This window comes from Paenibacillus guangzhouensis, assembly GCF_009363075.1.
GTDB classification, from domain to species: domain Bacteria; phylum Bacillota; class Bacilli; order Paenibacillales; family Paenibacillaceae; genus Paenibacillus_K; species Paenibacillus_K guangzhouensis.
This window is the reverse complement of the sequence record NZ_CP045293.1, coordinates 4,563,919-4,584,618: the sequence shown is the minus strand read 5'-3', so window position 1 is coordinate 4,584,618 and position 20,700 is coordinate 4,563,919. Positions and strand designations below refer to the sequence as shown.

Genomic DNA, 20,700 nt, shown 5'->3' with positions numbered 1-20,700 from the left:
TTCGTGAGATTACCTTCAACCTGTGTATAATGAATGTGAATGTTGTCATAATTCGCAACTGCACAGGAGGCTACAACTTATGAAGATCATACCTTTACAACAGCGCGGTATTGCCGCAAGCCGAGTCATTATGGGATGCATGCCGTTTGGTGGCGGATGGAACCGTGATCCGCTATTAACAGAGGATGTACTGAAGGCGGAGAAAGCGTTGGACGCGGCGATGTCCATCGGCATCTCCATGATCGATCATGCGAATATCTACACCATGGGGAAGGCGGAAGAAGCATTCGGCCGCATTCTGAAGAGCAGACCAGAGCTGCGCGAACAACTCGTGATCCAGACCAAATGCGGGATTCGATTCGCGGAAGGCGATGTACCTGGACGATTTGACTTCTCGAAAGAGCATATTCTATCTTCTGTGGATGCATCCATGCAGCGTCTGAACGTGGACTACCTGGATGTTCTGCTGTTGCACCGTCCAGACCCGCTGATGGAGCCTGATGAAGTAGCAGAAGCGTTCGGACAATTAAAAGCATCGGGTAAAGTTCGTTATTTCGGTGTATCGAATATGAGTGCGTCGCAAATCAAATTCTTAAATAGCGCACTAACCGAGCCGCTGGTAGTGAATCAGCTGGAGATGAGTCTTGCGAAGCTCGATTGGCTTGATCAAGGGGTTCATGTGAATCAACAAGCAGGCGTGAACGTGAACTTCGCTGAGGGTCTGATGGAATATTGCCAGATGGAAAAGGTTCAGATCCAAGCGTGGGCACCGCTTGCACAAGGACGATTAACTGGTCGCAGCGTGGAAGGCGAGCCTGCGAACATTCAAGCGACCGCAGCGATGGTACAGCGGATGGCTGCTGAGAAAAATACGACGCCAGAGGCGATCGTCCTCGGTTGGTTAATGCGTCACCCGGCAGGTATTCAGCCTGTCATTGGTTCGGCTAATGTTGAACGTATTCTGGCAACGAAGGATGCGGAGCGTCAAGCGCAGTTGATGACACGCGAAGAGTGGTATCAGCTCTACGTTAGTTCAAGAGGCGTGAACATGCCTTAAATGCTATTCTTGCTAGGGTAGCAACGATGAGGAAGCCCGCGAGAAGTAGATGTATAGAAGCAATGTGAACGATCCAAGGAAAGATTCCTTGGGTCGTTTTTTTGTATTCAAAAAATCGATATCGATACCGATGAAGAACAAATGGGATGGTTTCTGGTCATTTCGCGTCATTTCGACTTCTGTACAAGTCGTGATATAATCAACTACTGACTACGAATGAAGGGATGTACAGCATGAAATTAGGCAGCCTCTACCGCACTTATTTTCAAAACAACTTGTTCATGAAGCTGATTCTTCTGTTCTCCTTCATCACGATCGTGACCATCATTACGTTCTCTTATCTCATGTTCCGCTCGATGTCAGAGACGGTCATTAACCGAGAGCTGGAAAGTCAGCAGCAAGCGATGCAGCGCGTCAATAGCTATATCTCGTCGAAGTATGATGCCGTGCATATGATGGTCGAAGGCGTGTACCGCGATTCGGCCTTGTCAGCAGGCGTGACGTATTTCCTGGAACATCCGTTCTATGAGTATATCCAGTATAATCTCGATCAATATTACAAGAATTCGAACAGTGTATGGTCGGAGACGCTGCAATATTTCAAGAACAAGATGGAGGACGACGAGGATATTAGCAACCTCATCTTATACAGTTCAGGGCAGCAGACGATGTATGAATATAACCAGTATCAGCAGCTCAAGGTACGGAAGACTGACGTCGTGCACACCTACATCCCCGATGTGATGGCGCTGGAAGGCGGCAACATTACACTTCCGAACATCTGGGTACGCAAGGCGCTTAATCAGTGGAATACGCATCTGTTCTCGCTTCGACTGCAGCTGAATGACAAGCAATCGCTCACGAATATCGGGCAGCTACTCGTCTTCTACAATTCGGATAGTATCTGGAAGACGCTCGGCGATCTGAAGGATACGCTCAAAGGCCGAATCCTCGTACTCACTAACGATGGCGGCGTATTATTCGATTCGCTCGGGCAGATGTATGGTCAGACTTATCCGGATATGGCAACGATCAACTCTTTCTATGAGAGCAGCGAGCTTGTGAATAACGAATATATGACCAAGCTGTCGCAGAATAAAGGCGGTTATATGGTCCTCGGCATGATCTCGAAAGATGAAATGCAGGACGCCTATAACGGCGTACGCAATACGATTCTAAGTGTTAGCGCAATTTGTATCCTTGTCGCAATCCTGTTCCCATCCATCTTCATCATCCGGTTCGCAAGACGCACCAATGAGATCATCCGTTTCACGAAGGAAGTGAAGGAAGGGAATTTGACCGCTCAAATTCATGATCCGAACGAAGACCAGCTTGGCCAGATTGCGCACAGCTTCAACGATATGCTGTTGGATCTGAATCAATACATCGATCGGGTGTATAAGGCAGATATTAAGCAAAAGCAAACAGAACTCATGGCTTTGCAGGCAAGGATCAATCCCCATTTTCTCTACAATACCCTGGAAGTGATTCGTATGCGGGCGATTTCGCAAGGGGCGCAGGATGTCGGGGAAATGATCTACAGTCTGTCGGCATTATTCCGCAGCTTCGTACATCAGAAGGAAATTTATTTGCTGAAGGATGAACTGGAAGCCTGCCAATTATATCTCGAATTGTTCCGGATTCGATACAAGGACAAATTCTCATATACGATTGATTGTGATTTCGAACTAAGCAACAAACGCGTCTTGCAAATGTCGCTGCAGCCGATTATTGAGAACTATATTGTTCACGGGCTTCGAACCGATCGGATGGATAATGTCATCCAAATTCGTGCCATGCGCGCCGATGAGGGGATTCTGGTTCAGATTGAGGATAATGGACAGGGCATCGCAGCTGATCGCTTAGAACAGATTCGTGCTTCCTTGCATCCCGATGCGCCGGAAGGCCAGTCCTTCGGACTCCGCAGTGTGCATGATCGGCTTCAGCTATTATACGGCAATCCCTATGGCGTTGAACTTCAGAGTCAGGATGACGAAGGCACGATTGTGAAGGTGCTGCTGCCTGACATCGAAGAGAAGGAGAGTAAAGATGTATAGAGTATTTATTGTCGATGACGAGCCTTTTATTATTGAAGGCCTATACGATATTATCGATTGGGCTGCACTGGGTCTCGAGATTGTAGGTCATGCCGAAAATGGGCGCAAGGCATTGGATGCGATGCAGCAGACGCTCGTGGACATTTTGATTACGGACATTTCGATGCCTGTCATGACGGGCCTTGAGCTGATTCGCAATGCACGGGAGTTCCATGACGAGCTGAAGGTCATCGTGCTGAGCGGATTCAACGAATTTACTTATCTGAAAGAAGGCATGCGCCTTGGAATCGAGAACTATTTGCTCAAGCCGATCAATGTGGAAGAGCTGAGAGCGACGCTGCAGAATACGGTGGAGAAGCTGAATACGTTCCGGGAAGAACGGATGATCACGGAGTTCAGCACGCAGATTCTCAAGGACAATACGCTTCACCGCTGGGTGACGAATCAGATCGGGCCGATCGAGTTCAAGGAACGGATGGATCTGCTCGATATTTCATTCGACACGCCTTATATTGCTGCGGTTGTATTCAGTCCGGAGGTCAAGCAGCCCGAGGTGTTCGAACTGATCTCCAGACAATTGAAGAACCATAAGGCATATACCTGCTTCCGTGATATTGATGGAGATTTGATCTTGCTAGCGTGTATCCAGGACCCGGATCAAGGTTGTGGCGAGTTGAAGACATGGCTCCAAGAATTGCACGGTCGACTCAGCAATTACCATCCGCTTCGGATTTCGATCGGCAGCGTCGAATCGCTCCCGCATGCGGGGACGAGCTACCAGAACGCGAAGAAGACGCAGGCGTACTTCTGGATCTATCCCGAGCAGGATATGATGGATTACAGTGAGCTGCCGATTCGTCAGGAGCTGGAGCGCGTGGATTTCCGGCTGGATTGGGTGCAATATACGAAATTGCTCGTCGCGAAGGACCGGGAAGCGCTGCATCAATTGATACAAGAGGATTTTAGTCGTATTCAGAGCCTTCCTGGTATTATGCCGCATGACATTCAGAATATTGCGTTGGAGATGATCGTGCGGTTCAAAGTGGAGCTCAAGGCCATCCGTCATACGGAAGAGACCGATCTATTCCATGATGCATTTAATCAAGTCCGAACAGCGAGCACGATCGATGATCTGAGTGAGGCCATTCACAGCGTATGCGATACCGCCGTCGAGTTCCTTATCTCCGATGTGAAGAGTCCTGTGGTGCAGCAGGTGCTTAACTACATTCACAAATCCTACGCGGAAGAGTTGTCGCTGAAGCTGATGGGACAGCAATATAACATCCATCCGGTCTATTTGGGTCAGCTGTTCCACAAGGAGACGAACGAGACGTTCACCGAGTATATTAATAAATACAGGATCGATAAAGCGAAGGAAATGCTGAAGACCACGAACCTGAAAGTCCATGAGATTGCACGGGATGTGGGCTATTGGGAGACAGGATACTTCTACAAACAGTTCAAGAAATATGTGGGAATCTCCCCAACGGAATATAAAGGACTACTCTAATCAATAATTAGAGTAGTCTTTTTTTTCTTTAGTTTGGACATGGATCATTTACTTTGTCGCCTATTTGAAAATGCTTTCATGCGGTACTGTAAATATATCCCCAAACGGGGGTCAGTTATTGAGAAGTACAACAGGAGGGAAACAAAAAATGAGTAAAGTGAGAAAAAGCTTTGTAACGACTTTAGTGCTGATGTTAGCGCTGTCATTATCCCTAAGTGCTTGCGGGGGCAAAAAAGAAGAGAGCAGTGGAACACCTGAGAAACCCGTAGAACTGATCTGGTACACGATCGGAACACCACAAAAAGATGTGGATCGTGTCATGGAAGAGGTTAGCAAATATACAAAAGAGAAAATTGGCGCAACTGTAAAAATGAACATGATCGACTGGGGTGACTATACCCAAAAAATGCAAGTTATGACGGCTTCGGGTACACCAATGGACCTGATGTTCACATCATCTTGGGCATTCGATTATGTACAAAATGCACGTAAAGGCGCATTCTTGCCGATCGACGATCTTCTTCCGAAATACGGCAAAGGTATCGTAGATACGCTTGATCCAGCATTCCTTGAAGGTTCCAAAGTCGACGGACACAACTACGGTGTTCCTGCGAACAAAGAGCTTCCAGCACAATCCGTATGGCGCTTCAACAAAAACCTTGTTGATAAATACAAATTGAACTTGGATAACGTAAGCACTCTCGAGAGCCTTGAGCCTTTGCTTAAGACAATCAAAGAAAACGAACCAGGTACTTATGCACTTGCAGTAGACAAAACATTTAACCCGATCGTGCCTTTCGATTACATCATCGAGAACATGCCAATGGCGGTTAAAGTCGGCGATAAAGATCTCAAAGTTGTTAACATCCTTGAGACACCTGAGATGAAACAAACGCTTGAAACGATGCACAAATACTACAAAGCTGGTTATGTGCCAACGGAAGCTGCAACACTTACTTCCTTGTCTGACGTACAAGCAACAGGCAAATGGTTAACAGATAAAGCAACGAACCAACCGTTCGCAGATAACCTCTGGTCCCAAAGCCTTGGCTACCCAGTTGTATCCAAAGCGGCTAGCCAACCATTGATCTACAACTGGTCCGTTATGGGTTCGATGCAAGCGATCTCGGCTAACTCGAAATACCCTGAGAAAGCAATGGAATTCTTGAACTTGCTCAATACTGATCCTGTACTTCGTAACATGATTGACTCCGGTATCGAAGGCGTTCACTACAAAAAAGTAGGCGACGATGCGATGGAAAACTTGCCTGAATCGAAGAACTACGATATGCCAACATTCTCCCTAGGTAACGTAATGATCACATACCGTGACAAAAACGACCCTGAGAATAAATGGGACGAGTTCAAAAAATTCAACGCAACAGGTGAAAAAGCACCGCTTCTAGGATTTAACTTCGATCCATCCAAAGTAACAACAGAAATCGCAGCAGTACAGAACGTTAAAGAAGAATTCTGGGCTTCGCTTATGACAGGAACTGTGGATCCAGACAAATTCATTCCACAAGCAACGGCGAAATTCAAAGCTGCTGGCCTAGATAAAATTATTGCTGAAGCACAAAGTCAAGTGGACGCTTGGAAAGCATCCCAAAAATAAAGTTATGAACGTAACGAATTGGGCGGATGTCGATCATTCGCCTAATTCATTCTCAATATTGATTCGAGAGGTGATCGTATGAAAAGGATCGGCGGATTCTTCAAGGATATCAATAAGAATAAAGTACTTCTGCTGATGGCTTTGCCGGCGACCTTATGGTTCCTGTTCTTCTCCTATTTGCCAATGGCCGGAGTTGTTATTGCGTTTAAGGAATACCGTAACAGCCGTGATGGATTCTGGGCAAGCATCGTGGAAAGCAAATGGGTAGGATGGGATAACTTTAAGTTCTTATTCAGTACCAATGATGCCTATGTCATTACGCGTAACACGTTATTATATAACATCTTCTTCATTATTGTCGGTCTTGTTCTTGCGGTAGCGATGGCGATTATTCTTGCGGAAATCACGAATAAGAAGCTTGCAAAAGTGTATCAGACCGGTATGTTCCTGCCTTATTTCTTATCTTGGGTTATTGTTGGTTATTTCGTGTTCAGTTTCTTGAGCTTTGATAAAGGGATGATCAATCAAATCGGCAGTTGGTTCGGCGCTGAACCGACGCAATGGTATACCGAGAAAGCATACTGGCCATTTATCATTATTCTAGTCTTCCTGTGGAAATCCGTTGGATATAACAGCGTTGTGTATTTGGCGGCCATCATGGGGATTGATAAATCACTCTACGAGGCGGCAATGATCGACGGGGCTAGTAAATGGCAGCAAATTCGCAACATTACGCTCCCAATGCTTAAACCACTAATGACAATCCTAACATTGCTTGCAATTGGACGTATCTTCTATGCAGACTTTGGTCTCTTTTATCAAGTACCAAGAGATTCGGGCGCACTCTACTCCGTTACGAACGTTATCGATACGTACGTATACCGCGGTCTCAAAGCAACAGGTGAGATTGGCATGAGTACTGCAGCTGGCTTATATCAATCGGTGATCGGATTTACGCTTGTTATCCTCTCGAACTGGATCGTTCGTAAATGGGACAAGGACAACGCATTATTCTAAAGATCGCCTAGAAAGGAGGAAATGGATATGTCAACAAAAGTGCTTAAATCGCGTGATTTTCATAAATTGCCCGTCGGGTTAAATGTCGTGTTTAATGTTATAGCTGGGTTGTTCGCCTTTGCCTGCGTCTTCCCGTTCTTATTCGTTACCATCATCTCGTTCACGGACGAGCAAACGCTTGCGGCGAACGGATATAGTATCTTCCCTGAGAAATGGAGCCTTGATGCTTACCGTTATCTATTCAAAGCAGGAGATCAGCTGTTTCGTTCCTACGGAATTACCATTACCGTTACGCTGATTGGTACACTCGTCAGCTTGATTCTAACGGCAACATTTGCTTATGCGATTTCCCGCAAAAGCTTCAAATATCGTAATTTCTTCGGCTTCTTCGCCTTCTTTACGATGCTATTCAATGGTGGACTTGTTCCGACGTATATCGTTGTAACGCAATTGCTTGGCATGAAAGACACATTGCTAGCGCTGATCCTGCCGATGGCAGGGAATGCCTTCTACATCATGATTATGAGGACTTTCTTCGTCACCTCGGTGCCAGAAGCGATCATCGAATCCGGTAAAATTGACGGTGCAGGCGAGTTCGGAATTTTCTGCCGACTCATCCTTCCGTTGTCTCTGCCGGGTCTGGCAACGATCGGTCTATTCAGTACATTAGGTTACTGGAATGACTGGTTCAACGCCTTGCTGTATATTGATAATCCGGATCTTGTACCACTGCAATCGATGCTCATGCGGATCGAGAACAGTATGCAGTTCCTATTGCAGAATACGAATAATCCATCCTTGGGCGTGGGCTTATTGCAATCCTTGCCACAGGATACATCACGGATGGCGATGGTTGTACTTGCGACAGGTCCGATCATCTTCGCTTATCCATTCTTCCAACGTTATTTCATTCAAGGTCTAACGATTGGTGCGGTAAAAGAGTAATTAAATTGGGGGAGACTTAATCATGGAACAATTTAGACTGCCAAAAATTCCGATGCCGGAGCTGCAGCTGCCACAAGCGATTCAAGAGGTGATTCAAGAAGCGGAGGAGAAGCTTGCGCATCGTCCGAAGCTCTTGCAATTATTCAAGAACTGCTTCCCGAACACACTGGAGACGACAACGAAATTAATGGAAGATGGAACGACATTTGTCATCACGGGTGACATTCCAGCTTCTTGGCTTCGTGATTCCGTTGAGCAAGTCATCCACTATGTCCCGTTCGCGAAGGAAGACAAGGATTTACAGCGTATCCTAAGCGGACTGATCAAACGTCACATCAACTATATCCACATCGATCCTTATGCGAATGCATTCAATGAATCGGCGAATGACTGGCATTGGAACAAGGCGGACATCACGGAAATGTCCCCTTGGGTGTGGGAGCGTAAGTTCGAGATCGACTCGCTCTGCTTCTCGATGCGACTCGCTTATATGTATTGGAAAGAGACAGAATTAACGGACATCTTCGATGCAGGCTTCAAATCCGCGATGCGCGTCATCTATGACTTGTTCAAGACGGAACAACGCCATTTCGAATTGTCGCCTTACCGCTTCACGCGGAATAACGGGATTCCTGAAGATTCGCTTCGCAACAACGGATTGGGCATGCCAGTGAACTATACCGGAATGGTATGGTCAGGCTTCCGCTCCAGCGATGATGCGTGCGACTTCCACTATAATATTCCGGGCAACATGTTCGCGGTTGTGGCTCTTCGCCACATGCAAGAGTTCGCGGAATGGGTGTTCCGTGATATGGACTTCTTGCAAGAACTGAAAGACCTCGAAGCGGACATTAACCATGGTATTCAGATCTATGGTATCTATCGTCATCCAGAGTTCGGACCAATCTACGCGTATGAGACAGACGGCTTCGGCAACTACTGCCTCATGGACGATGCAGGTACACCAGGCTTGATGTCGATCCCTTACCTTGGGTATGTGAGTGCGGATGATCCGATCTATCAGAATACAAGAAGATTTGCACTTTCCAAAGAGAACCCGTTCTACTTCGAAGGGAAAGCAGCGAAAGGAATCGGCAGCCCGCATACGCCGAAAGATTACATCTGGCATATGGCATTGTCGATGCAAGGCATTACAGCAACAACGAAAGAAGAGAAGCTCGAGATGATCGCGATGCTCGAGCGCACGGATGCAGATACAGGCTATATGCACGAAGGTTTCCATGCGGACGATCCGAGCGTCTTTACGCGTAAATGGTTCGCTTGGTCGAACAGCTTGTTCTCACAACTTGTGTACAAGGCGATGAAAGAGGGCATTCTATGATCCGTTCTGCCATCGTATTCTATGATCCAACATTCCCGAGTCCGTCTGCGCTGGATGAAATCAGCGCAGCGGACCTTCGTCAGATTGGGACCGTTGTCGATAGCGAAGGGCTTGCAGAAGCCCTTCTTTCGGCTTCCGCGGGCTGCTTCGTTAACATGCATGCGCCTTATTTCCCAAAAGAAGCTTGGACGGGCATTCTCACGTATTTGCGTCAAGGCCATGGGCTGGTCAGTATTGGCGGCGCACCGTTCAAATTCCCTGTACGTCGTGAATCCGGCAGCTGGGTCATCGAGCCTGAGCAGACAGCTTATCATCAGCAGCTCTACATTCATGAGATGCTGCGTGTCGATGCGCAGCGGACAACGCTGGCGGCGCTGGAGACCATTCCACTGCTGCGCGGTCAAGAATCGCTGTTCGAAATCGATCAGACATGGAATCTTGTGCCGCATACGACGAAGAATGCCGATTTGCCGCAGCAAATGGGCTCTGCGGGAACGATGAGTACGCAGATCTATCCGCTGCTGAAGGCGGTTAGCCAAGAAGGACGCGAGATCGCGGCACCCGTCGTGCTGTGGGAGAATGTGCGCGGCGAGTTCGGCGGTTCACGCTGGTTATTCGTGAATGCACCGCTTACGTCGCGTTTCTTCGATGAAGGCGGATTAGCAGTACTTGCTGCATGGTCAACCTTCTGCGCGAAGGATGCTACAGAGCTATGGATCAAGCCGAACTATGCGACCTATGATCCAGGTGAGCATGCCGTATTAACCTTGCAGGCGCAGCGGATCGAACGTGGCGTGAATTTCGACAAGCGATTCGAATCGATGCAGGTCGAGATTATCGTTGAGCGGCAAGACGGAACCGATCGGTGGGAAAACTCCCTTATATTAGAAGTAACGCGCGAGGTGGAATATCTTCGCATGCCGGTTCCGCTCGAGATTAGCAGCGGTCCTTATGTTGTAACTTGCACGATCACGATGGAAGACGGCGAGGTTCGGGTGCTTCGTCAAGGCTTCTGGGGCAACGATGAAGCGTTATTGACCGCTGGAAGTCCGATCAAGAGCGGCCGTGATTATTTCGAGAAGGATGGACGTCCGCTGCCGATCGTCGGCATGACCTACATGACGTCGGATGTGGCGCGGAAATTCTTGTTCCTGCCGAATACCGATGTATGGGACCGGGATATGGCGCAGATGGCCAAAGCCGGCATCAACTGGATTCGTACGGGCATTTGGACAGCTTACCGGAACGTGATGCAAGTGGACGGACACGCTTCGGAGGAAGTACTGCGTGCGATTGATGCATTCTTCCTAACGGCGAAGAAACACAATTTACAAGTGACCTTCACCTTCTTCTCTTTCACACCGGAGACGTGGGAAGGGACGAACCCTTATCTCGATCCGCAGAGTGTGGAAGCGCAGAAACGGTTCATTCGTTCGATTGTATCCCGTCATAAGGCAACGACGCATGTGGATTGGGATTTGATCAACGAACCTTCGATGTTCGAACCGGAATTGATCTTCTCCGAAGGACCGCGTTCATGCGGCGACCGCTTCGAGAAGGAAGCCTTCACGGCTTGGCTCGAGCAGCGCCATGGGCGGATTGAGGTGCTCCAAGAGCGCTGGAACATGACGCCGGATCAGCTTCCAAGCTTCGAAGCGGCGACGATTCCAGGGCCCAAAGAGATCAATTTCGACGTACAAGACATGCATCAAGGGAAAAAAGGAACGCGTTGGCTTGATTACTGCTTGTTCTCGATGGAGATGCATAACCGCTGGGCGAAGGCGTTATACGATACGATTAAGGATATCGTCCCGGATCATCTCGTGACGGTAGGACAGGATGAAGCACTCGGAGCGCAGCGTCCATCCCCGTTCTTCTATGAAGAAGCGGTGGATTATACGACAGTTCACTCCTGGTGGCTGAATGACTACCTGATCTGGGACGGGATTTTCGCAAAGACGGCGAATAAGCCGAATGTTATTCAAGAGACTGGCATCATGTATGTGGAGAATCCGGATGGCCGGGCGAAGCGCAGCGAGCAGGAGCTGCGGAACATTCTTGAACGCAAGTATGCTTATGCGTTCGCAACAGGTGGTGCAGGGGCGATTCACTGGATCTGGAATACGAACTTCTACATGGATAATGCGAATGAATCTCATATTGGCGCGCTTCGTGCAGATGGTACGGAGAAGCCTGAAGCGGATGTCTCTTATCATTTCGGGCAATTCATGGGCGAGATTCGCGACCTGTTCCAAGAACGTGCATTGGAAGAGATCGTTGCGGTATTCCCGTATTCGAATGATTTCTCGAATCGCAAGCTCGCATTCGATGCAACGACACGGTTAACGCGTGTCTTGTCGTATCAGCTCAACCTGCCGTTCCGCGCCGTATCGGAATATCATCTTGAAGCATTGGAACAGAATCCAGCCAGATTAATTATTCTGCCAAGCGCGCATAACTTCGAGGATGCGGCATGGGCAAAATTGATCGAAATGGTAGAGCAAACCGGAGCAACGCTGCTCGTTACCGGACCGATTGGATTGAACGCGTACTGGCAATCAACTGATCGCTTATCAGATCTGCTCGGCAAGGCAGAACTCCGCAATGTCCGCCGCGAAGAGATGCTGAAGCTTGGCGATAAGGCGATTCCGGTATCCTTCGGTCATCGTCGGATTGCGGAAGTGAGCAAGGAAGCGCGCGACGGAGATGGAGATACGGTGATTGACGTGAAGCTGGGCCAAGGCCGACTGATCTGGAGCCCGTTGCCGATCGAATTGAACGAACGCACGGAAGCTGTAGAGGAGCTCTACCGTTACGCGGTGGATGCGGCTGGCTGCAAACATGACCTCGAATGGCTGCAAGGCGGCGATCTTGCAGGTGTCTATGGACGCAAGCTGCGGTTCAAGGACGGCTTCTTATATATTTTCGTATCGGAATACGCAATGGATACAACGATCCAAGTTAGAGATACCGATACGAGTAAGACATATCAATTTACACTAGCAGAAGAAAGATCGGTGTTGTTCGCGACGGATGCGGCAGGACAGATCATATCAGTATATCGTCCGCATGAGGTGGACATTGCGGTAACCGCAGAATAGGGGGAACAAGCCATGACGAAGAAGAGAACAGCTCACATCGTATCGCATACGCACTGGGATCGGGAGTGGTACTTGCCATACGAGAAGCACCACGTACGTCTTGTTAAATTAATGGATACATTGCTCGATAAGCTGGATCAAGATCCGGAATATCGCAGCTTCTTCCTGGATGGACAGACGATTATTATTGAAGATTATCTTCAAGTTCGTCCGGACCAGAAGGATCGCCTTGCGAAGCATATTCGCGACGGTCGCATCATGATCGGTCCTTGGTACATCCTGCAGGATGCGTTCTTGACGAGCGGCGAGGCGAACGTACGCAACATGCAAGTCGGTCATCAAGATGCATTGCGTTATGGCAATGTATCTAAAATCGGTTACTTCCCAGATACGTTTGGTCTTGTAGGGCAGACACCGCAGTTAATGCAGCAATCGGGTATCCAGAATGCGTTCTTCGGACGCGGTGTGAAGCCGACGGGCTTCAATAATACCGTCTCTGACGGGGGATACGAATCATCCTTCTCCGAACTTACATGGGAAGGCCCGGACGGCTCGAAGGTGCTGGGCATCTTGTTCGCGAACTGGTATTCGAACGGGAATGAAGTACCTGCTGATCCGGAGCAGGCGAAAGAATATTGGGAGAGAAAGCTGGCAGATGCAGAGAAATATGCATCGACAGGCGAGCTGCTGTTCATGAACGGGGTAGACCATCAACCGATTCAGCTTGATCTTCCGGAAGCGATTCGCGTCGCACGGGAGCTATACCCGGATACATCTTTCATCCATTCGAATTTCAAAGATTATTTGAGCGCGTTGGACCATGCGCTTGACCGCGACTTATCGACGGTTCATGGCGAGCTTCGCAGCCAACGTACAGACGGTTGGGGCACGCTCGTGAACACAGCTTCTGCACGTGTTTATTTGAAGCAGATGAATCAGCTCGGTCAGATGATGCTGGAGAAAGTGGCAGAGCCGCTGGCTTCGATGGCACATTTGGCAGGCGTAGGCGATGCTTATCCGCATCACTTGTTCACGTATGCTTGGAAGACACTCATGCAGAACCATCCGCATGACAGCATTTGCGGCTGCAGCGTCGATGAGGTGCACCGCGAGATGGTGGCACGGTTCGATAAGAGCCGTCATGTCGCAGAATCGATTGTTGATGACGTGAAGCAAGCGATTGCGGACAACATCGATACATCGAGCTTCGAGAAATACGGCCAAGACGCGCGTCCTGTCGTTGTATTCAACACAACGGGCTGGGAACGTGCAGGCGTTGTGACGATTACGGTGGATGCCGAACGTCTCTACTTCCGCGACGGTTATACGCTGGATGAAGCGACAGATCGCGTTCGTAATCTCGATATTACAGGTCGTGTACTTGTAGATGCAGAGGGCAATGTCATTCCTTGTACGGTAGAAGATCTTGGCCTTCAGTTCGGCTATGATCTGCCGGATGACGCTTTCCGTCAACCATACATGTGCCGCCAAGTGAAGCTGACGTTCGAAGCGTCGAAGGTACCTGCGATGGGCTTAACGACCTATGCTTGGGTTCGCCAAGCGGGGGCTGCCGTATCAACGGCTTCGTTACTAAGCGGCGAGCGTACCATGGAGAATGAAGGACTTAAGGTTGAAATCGCTGAGGATGGATCATTCACATTAACCGTTAAGAAGTCCGGTCGTACGTACCGTGATCTCGGTGTATATGAGAATACAGGCGATATCGGTAATGAATATATGTACAAGCAGCCAACAGGTGAGACAGCGCTGACGACGAAAGGTCTGTCCGCGGAGATTCGCGTTGTGGAAGACACACCATACCGCGCTTCGGTGGAAGTGACGCATCACTGGGAGATTCCAGCATCGGCAGATGAATTGCTCGATGTGGAACAACATGCATGCGTGTACTATCCGAACCGGAAGGCACAACGTTCGAACGTGATGGTACCACTCACCATTCGTACGATCATCAGCTTGAACAAGAGTGGCAAAGGCGTCCTGATCGAAGCATCTTTCAACAACCAAGCGAAGGATCACCGTGTGCGCGCATTGTTCCCTACGGACCTGAACACGGCGGTTCACAATGTCGACTCCATGTTCGAGATTCCGGTTCGCGACAATGAACCGGCTGCAGAATGGGAGAACCCAAGCAATACGCAGCATCAGCAAGCTTTCGTGGATGTATCCGAGGCAGGCGCTGGCTTAACTGTAGCGAACTTTGGACTGAACGAATACGAAGTATTGCGCGATGGCCGCAACACGATTGCAGTTACGCTGCTTCGCTCCGTAGGAGAGCTTGGCGACTGGGGTTATTTCCCAACACCAGAAGCGCAGTGCCTCGGAGAGCATACTGTACGTATGGAAGTGATTCCGCATGACGGCGACGGCATCCAATCCGGAGCATATGCAGAGGCATATCAATTCCAGATCCCTTGGACGACTGCTCAGACTGGCGTACACAGCGGAACGATGGCGTCAACGTTCGCACCTTACTCGTTCGAGAACACAGAGCTAGCGTTCTCCTCGATGAAATTGCATGAAGGTTCGGGCAATCTGATGCTCCGTTGGTTCAACATGAGCCGCGAAGCAACAACCCTGGATCTTGCGTATCACTTGCCATTCGACAATGCGTTCAAGAGTAACATCTTAGAAGAACGCGGCGCTCGGATCGAGCAGAATGATGCAGGACAATTGTCCCTCGCGGTAGGTCCATGTGAGATTGTGACGGTTGGGATTACAAGTAAATAACAGATGATTTAGCGTAGATCAAAGGTCGTATTTTACTCCTGTCTTGGGGCGGAATACGGCCTTTTTGTATGCCTGGATGCGATTGTTTATTATTACGACAAGGCCTGTAAGATGCCCACTCTTCGCAGAATTTCCACGGAAAACTCACACCATCTTCACATCGTATTTGTTATGATTTCTCTGAATTCGATTCCATATTCTGCAAATAAAAGAGGGGTACCAGACAAAAATTCACCAGAGAATCGCTAGCTTGTATGGAGTACATGACTATCTTGGGAGGCCAATGTCGTATGAAAATGAAACATCCATTCGTTCTGCTGCTTGTTCTATCGATGATGATAACATTGTTTGCTGGATGCGGTTCATCAGCTCCTAGCGAACAGAAAGAAGCTACGGAGACGGCGAAGGAGACAACTGACGCCGTCGCACAAGGAGATACAACGACTACAGGTTCGACAGAAGAAGTAACGGTGAAAATTTTGTATCCATGGGGACAAGGCTTTTTCGATAATCTATTTAAAGATATTGATGAGAAGCTTCCGAATATCAAGATTGAATTGGTCGATGCGCAAGCGAAGCTGGAGCCGCTGCAAGAGCTGAATGCGAAGCAGATCGTTCCGGATATTATATTCGCGAACTGGGGCATTGAACCGCTAGAGGAGCTAGGCATGATTGAGCCGCTCGATGATCTGATGGCGAAGCATAATTTCGATGAGAGCGCGATTGATCCTTCGATTCTGGCCTACTGGCGTGCGGTTAATCCTGAGGGCAAGCTTACAGGTATGCCTTCGAGCAGCGACAACTATACGATGTACTACAACAAAGAAGTGTTCGATTTGTTCGGGGTGCCGTATCCATCCGAAAATATGACGTGGGAGGAAATGGTTGATCTTGCGAAGCAGTTAACAGGTGAACGTGATGGCATCCAATATCGAGGCCTTGAGATGGGTCCTGGATTCTCAGGCTACGAAGCGCTCGTGCCGCTGCTCGAATTGAATACGAATCTGACGGATCCGAAGACGGGTGAAGTCTTGATCGATAAGAAGCCTGAAATGACGAAATATCTGGAACTGATGAAGAAATTCTATAGTATCCCCGGTATATACGATCGCGACCCCGAAGCTAGAAAAGACTATGCCTTCGGGAAAAAGAATGTTGCGATGATCGTATCGTGGCCGGGGTACATCAAATGGGGCATTGGTGATCCAGAAGTCGCTAAAAATATGGACTCGGTCCCTGTGCCGGTATGGGCAGATTTACCTAACATCGCGCCTCCGTCTGGTTCCCATCCTTATGTGATTAATAAATATAGTGAACATAAAGATGCTGCATTCCAGGTGCTGGCCGAATACGTGTCAGCGGAGAAGCAGACAAAGTTGGCGAAGGCGGGAGACCCGCCAGTGCTCACCGATCCGAAAGTCTATGCAGAATTCGGCGCCGATCTCGATATCTACAAAGGTAAAAATATTCAAGCCTTCTTCTCCCGCGAAGCGGCAGTGCCGAAAACGGTTAGTAAGTGGGATCAATATGTCGATATCCCCGGCAGTCTCTCCAAATTCGCAGAGTCCGACATGAATATCCAAGAGTTCCTGCGCGTACTGAAGGAAGAGTCGGAGACGAAAATTAAAGAAGCGATGGCGAAGGCGCATTAAGTCGTGCGGCATGGAGCACTCGATCATTTCTTATAGAGATGGTCGGGTGTTTTTGTGCAAATCTGGTAGTAGAGGAAATCCTTGAGCCAAGTAGGGTTCGATGCTATATTAATAGAGTCCTTTCTAGGCAACAAACTTCAGCAGCCCATAGAGCCGCCGCGCTCTTATAGATCGCTTCAAATCAACTATAGTTCTGAGGGGTGACAGCAGCATGAACATTCTCATCGTAGAGGACGATGATTCGATTCGCAATGTATTACAGTCGTATCTCATTAACGAAGGTTGGACGGTGCATACTTCCGAAGATGGTAATGATGCGCTTCAGAAAATTTACAATTTTAAGTTTGATTTGCTGCTGCTGGATTTGATGATACCGGGTGTATCAGGAGAGGAGATTTGCAAGCAAATTCGCAAATTTTCGAACATCCCGATTATTATGATTACGTCCAAGGCGCAGGAGATGGACACAATCAACGGGCTGAATCTCGGGGCGGATGATTATATTACGAAGCCGTTCCGGATGAAAGAAGTGATTGCGCGTATTCGTGCGATCCAGCGCCGGATGAATATGTTCTCCGTGAACAATCAGACCGTCATGCGGTTCAACCGGGGCAATCTCGTTATTAACTTTGAGTCGAAGGAAGTCTATGTGAATTCCAAACCGGCGAATCTCACCATTACGGAATTCAAGCTGCTCAGCGTGCTGGTGAAGAATCCGAACAAACTGTATTCAAGGCAAGAATTATCCTATGAAGTGCAAGGGTATCGAGATATCGGGGACGGCCGTACGACGGATACGCATATTAAAAATATTCGCAAGAAGATCGAAGAAGATCACAAAAATCCGGTCTACATCGTGACCAAAATTGGTGGCGGTTACAAGTTCGCCTATCACTCGGATGAGGGATTCTGATGGGGAAGTACGGTATGCTGCGGAGAACACAATTCATTCTGTTTTTTACGCTGATGATGACATCGATTCTTCTAATGGTGGTCGCGGGTTTGTTCCTCAGCCTGACATGGAATGAATCATTGACAGCGTATAAGCAGCAAGTGATCCGCGATCAGACGCATAAAATGGCCTTTACTCTCCGCTCGAATCTTGAACCGGGGATGCTCTCAAAGGAGCAGACGGAGTGGATGCGGAAGGCGGTTAACATCTACGCCATGCATGTCCGTTATTATGGGCCGGATCATCAGAACGTGCTGTTCGATTCTGTCCCTAAATCGCATCAATGGACTAAACCGTATACGGTAAGTGTACCGATTTCGGTCAATGGGGTGCTGCTTGGTTATTTAGATACATTCGTTGATTTGAATAATGTCCAGCATATCCCGTATCTCGCATTTCTGGCTAGCAATCTCGTGCATCAAAATCAAGGAAGCATAATTGTCGTGGTTCTTATTGCAATTCTCGTGAGCTATCTCTTGGCGCGATGGTTATCGCGGTCTATGCGGACAAGCGGGGAGATGGCGGCGCTCATTACGAGCGGACATCGCGACATTGTCATCCCGACAGCCGGAACGAAGGAACTGGACCAGCTCACCGAAGCGATTAATACGTTATCTGCGGATTTCACGAAGCAGGAGACATGGCGCAAACAGTCGATGCAGGATTTGACGCATGAATTGCGAACACCGCTCACTTCAATGCTTTCACGTATGGAAGCACTGATCGACGGTATTTATCCGGTCAATGAAGAGAATTTGAATCGCATCTATTCCGAGATTGATCGACTATGTCGGCTGGTAGATGAGGTCGAGAAGTTGTCGGAGGCAGAAGGTGCGAGGTTTCAATTGGCTATGCAGCAGGTCGATCTGAGGGAACTGGTGAAGGATGTCTATGAGAACATGATCTTTCTCGTCAAAGATAAAGGCATTACATGTCATCTACATCATTTGCATGTGCCATGCCCGGTTCGGGTCGATGCAGATCGTCTGATTCAAGTGATTACGAATGTGATATCGAATGCGATTAAATATACGCCAACGGGCGGCACGATTGCGGTCGGATTGACGATGAAGGATGCGCATACCGTGACCATGTACTGTATCGACAGTGGGATCGGTATCTCAGAGCATGATTTGCCGCTGATCTTCAACCGATTCTATCGTGCGGATAAAGCGCGTTCGCGCGGCACGGGCGGGATTGGGGTAGGCTTAAGCATTGCCAAAGCTTTGATCGAAGCCCATGGAGGAACGATCGATGCCGAGAGCGAGTTAGGCGAGGGTTCGACGTTTCGACTACATTTACCGCTGGCCAAGTCCATACATTAAGCAAGTGTAAGGCTGGGATACTGCGATATATCATGTGACCATGGAGGTACAACCAGGATGGGGATTCAACGCGCCTTTGCGCAGGTTCTTCGTTATCCGATACTAATCTTATGCCCGATTGCCCTGGATCTGCTCGCTTTCGTGCTCGGGCTAGCGCTTGTTGGGTTTGTTGGAACGCCTATGATCTCGTATCGGCTTATTCTTGAGATGGGTGTACCATCGGTCAGCTATTTGATTAATATTCCATTACTGCCGAATCAGCTTCAATTCATGAACCTTCCTGGCGTGCCGACGATTGGCTGGGCTGTGGTCATAGCGATGCTGCTCTTGATGACCTTTGCGCAAGGCGGGTATATTAGCACGCTTCGGCAGGCGGCGCTTGGTGAGACGGCGACCCTCGGACAGTTTATGCGAGACGGCAGGGCTTATGGGATTCGATTTGTATTTCTCTATTTGATGATCATGTTTGCCAAGACCGCGGTGACGACCTTGCTGGTGATGCTGTTCCAAGAAATTGGTCTGTTTCTAGCTTTAGTGGTCTTCATCGTGCTGCGGATCCTGTTCATCTATCTGGAGTTCACGATCGTCTTGGATCGAAGTCAGCTGGGTACGGCTCTGCACCGCAGTTGGCAATACTTCAAGCAATCTTGGGTGAAGACGATGCTGCTCGTACTCGGGTTGTTCGTCCCGTCCGGGTTGATGAGCACGCTCATTCATCAGTGGTGGAGTCCATATGCGGTCCTCGTGGGAATTGTGATTAGCGCTTACGTGATTTCGGCGATCCAACTCGCATTGATGAGGGTGTTGTGTCAGGCGCGTATGGAGATAGAAGTATAATGTGGTTAATAAGAGGCTGTCCCAGTGAATTTACATGGGGGCGGCCTTTTTATGTTTGGTGTCAGAACGCTTATCGCGCTATTTGCGATGAAGTCGTTCTTCTGTTGGGTATTTTGTGGGTTGGGTTATCTCTTCCAACTTGCGCCCTATGTTGGATTCTGTGCAGTGTAGAAGCCCTTTTTCACGCTATCTTGGTGCTATGTTGGATCGTAGCAGGATAGCAGGCTCAGATCTCCATTTTCCTATGCAAAAGTGCAAAAAATAGTGCAGGAATCCAATATAGACACTGTCGAGCGGCCAATGTGAATACCTACACTGCGAAAATCCACTATAGCCCTTCTCACCTCCCACAGGCACTACGAGTGGGTTGTAAAGAAGTCGAACCCCGCACTAACGTGGAATAGAAGGAGGATGGGCAGGGGGTGGAGAAGCGGTAGCGTCCGCCTTTAAAAAACGTGTGAACTCCGCTAAATTTCATTCAATCCACACGTTTTTTAACAGCGGGTGGTGCCTCCTGCCAATCCCCTCCCCGTGCTCAAACA

General features: G+C 48.6%; 13 protein-coding genes. All 13 read left to right on the top strand.

Features of this window, described 5'->3' with window-relative positions; genetic code table 11:
• The first annotated feature begins 79 nt into the window (after window positions 1–79).
• The 13 genes from GCU39_RS20540 (at window position 80) to GCU39_RS20480 (ending at window position 20,158) form a co-directional block, all read left to right on the top strand.
• Window positions 80–1,057 carry an aldo/keto reductase gene (locus GCU39_RS20540; protein WP_152395224.1) on the top strand — a complete coding sequence of 326 codons (978 nt, stop codon included), beginning with the start codon at window positions 80–82 and terminating at the stop codon, window positions 1,055–1,057.
• A 233-nt stretch (window positions 1,058–1,290) separates the two neighbouring features.
• The gene (locus GCU39_RS20535; protein ID WP_152395223.1) at window positions 1,291–3,114 is read left to right on the top strand and encodes a sensor histidine kinase; all 1,824 of its coding nucleotides are present in this window, start codon (window positions 1,291–1,293) and stop codon (window positions 3,112–3,114) included.
• Entirely contained in the window at window positions 3,107–4,624 is a 1,518-nt protein-coding gene (locus GCU39_RS20530; protein WP_152395222.1) for a response regulator transcription factor, read from the top strand. The genes GCU39_RS20535 and GCU39_RS20530 overlap by 8 nt, the downstream gene beginning before the upstream one ends.
• Before the next feature lie 148 nt (window positions 4,625–4,772).
• Window positions 4,773–6,239: an ABC transporter substrate-binding protein gene (locus tag GCU39_RS20525; protein WP_152395221.1), complete on the top strand. Its 1,467-nt coding sequence runs from the start codon at window positions 4,773–4,775 to the stop codon at window positions 6,237–6,239.
• A gap of 78 nt (window positions 6,240–6,317) precedes the next feature.
• Window positions 6,318–7,256: an ABC transporter permease gene (locus GCU39_RS20520; RefSeq protein WP_152395220.1), complete on the top strand. Its 939-nt coding sequence runs from the start codon at window positions 6,318–6,320 to the stop codon at window positions 7,254–7,256.
• A gap of 27 nt (window positions 7,257–7,283) precedes the next feature.
• Window positions 7,284–8,201 (top strand): carbohydrate ABC transporter permease, encoded by a 918-nt coding sequence (locus GCU39_RS20515; RefSeq protein ID WP_152395219.1) that lies wholly within the window; start codon window positions 7,284–7,286, stop codon window positions 8,199–8,201.
• 22 nt (window positions 8,202–8,223) lie between these two features.
• A complete protein-coding gene (locus GCU39_RS20510) occupies window positions 8,224–9,543 on the top strand; it encodes a glycoside hydrolase family 125 protein (RefSeq protein ID WP_152395218.1) in 1,320 nt (439 codons plus the stop codon).
• A complete protein-coding gene (locus tag GCU39_RS20505; RefSeq protein ID WP_152395217.1) occupies window positions 9,540–12,644 on the top strand; it encodes a beta-galactosidase in 3,105 nt (1,034 codons plus the stop codon). Before GCU39_RS20510 ends, GCU39_RS20505 begins: the two co-directional genes overlap by 4 nt.
• A 12-nt stretch (window positions 12,645–12,656) precedes the next feature.
• Window positions 12,657–15,392: an alpha-mannosidase gene (locus GCU39_RS20500; RefSeq protein WP_152395216.1), complete on the top strand. Its 2,736-nt coding sequence runs from the start codon at window positions 12,657–12,659 to the stop codon at window positions 15,390–15,392.
• Window positions 15,393–15,682: 290 nt separating this feature from the next.
• Window positions 15,683–17,044, top strand: coding sequence for an ABC transporter substrate-binding protein (locus tag GCU39_RS20495; RefSeq protein WP_152395215.1), 1,362 nt, complete (start codon window positions 15,683–15,685; stop codon window positions 17,042–17,044).
• A 211-nt stretch (window positions 17,045–17,255) separates the two neighbouring features.
• On the top strand, window positions 17,256–17,957 hold the full coding sequence (locus GCU39_RS20490) for a response regulator transcription factor (protein WP_152395214.1): 702 nt from the start codon (window positions 17,256–17,258) through the stop codon (window positions 17,955–17,957).
• Window positions 17,957–19,321 carry a sensor histidine kinase gene (locus tag GCU39_RS20485; RefSeq protein ID WP_152395213.1) on the top strand — a complete coding sequence of 455 codons (1,365 nt, stop codon included), beginning with the start codon at window positions 17,957–17,959 and terminating at the stop codon, window positions 19,319–19,321. The genes GCU39_RS20490 and GCU39_RS20485 overlap by 1 nt, the downstream gene beginning before the upstream one ends.
• A gap of 57 nt (window positions 19,322–19,378) precedes the next feature.
• Complete coding sequence (locus tag GCU39_RS20480) at window positions 19,379–20,158, top strand: hypothetical protein (RefSeq protein WP_152395212.1); 780 nt, start codon at window positions 19,379–19,381, stop codon at window positions 20,156–20,158.
• Window positions 20,159–20,700 lie beyond the last annotated feature (542 nt).

Bases quoted from the DNA above. Each gene is read 5' to 3' on its own strand.
- GCU39_RS20540 (WP_152395224.1), top strand. From the start codon at position 80: ATGAAGATCATACCTTTACAACAGCGCGGTATTGCCGCAAGCCGAGTC.
- GCU39_RS20535 (WP_152395223.1), top strand. From the start codon at position 1,291: ATGAAATTAGGCAGCCTCTACCGCACTTATTTTCAAAACAACTTGTTC.
- GCU39_RS20530 (WP_152395222.1), top strand. From the start codon at position 3,107: ATGTATAGAGTATTTATTGTCGATGACGAGCCTTTTATTATTGAAGGC.
- GCU39_RS20525 (WP_152395221.1), top strand. From the start codon at position 4,773: ATGAGTAAAGTGAGAAAAAGCTTTGTAACGACTTTAGTGCTGATGTTA.
- GCU39_RS20520 (WP_152395220.1), top strand. From the start codon at position 6,318: ATGAAAAGGATCGGCGGATTCTTCAAGGATATCAATAAGAATAAAGTA.
- GCU39_RS20515 (WP_152395219.1), top strand. From the start codon at position 7,284: ATGTCAACAAAAGTGCTTAAATCGCGTGATTTTCATAAATTGCCCGTC.
- GCU39_RS20510 (WP_152395218.1), top strand. From the start codon at position 8,224: ATGGAACAATTTAGACTGCCAAAAATTCCGATGCCGGAGCTGCAGCTG.
- GCU39_RS20505 (WP_152395217.1), top strand. From the start codon at position 9,540: ATGATCCGTTCTGCCATCGTATTCTATGATCCAACATTCCCGAGTCCG.
- GCU39_RS20500 (WP_152395216.1), top strand. From the start codon at position 12,657: ATGACGAAGAAGAGAACAGCTCACATCGTATCGCATACGCACTGGGAT.
- GCU39_RS20495 (WP_152395215.1), top strand. From the start codon at position 15,683: ATGAAAATGAAACATCCATTCGTTCTGCTGCTTGTTCTATCGATGATG.
- GCU39_RS20490 (WP_152395214.1), top strand. From the start codon at position 17,256: ATGAACATTCTCATCGTAGAGGACGATGATTCGATTCGCAATGTATTA.
- GCU39_RS20485 (WP_152395213.1), top strand. From the start codon at position 17,957: ATGGGGAAGTACGGTATGCTGCGGAGAACACAATTCATTCTGTTTTTT.
- GCU39_RS20480 (WP_152395212.1), top strand. From the start codon at position 19,379: ATGGGGATTCAACGCGCCTTTGCGCAGGTTCTTCGTTATCCGATACTA.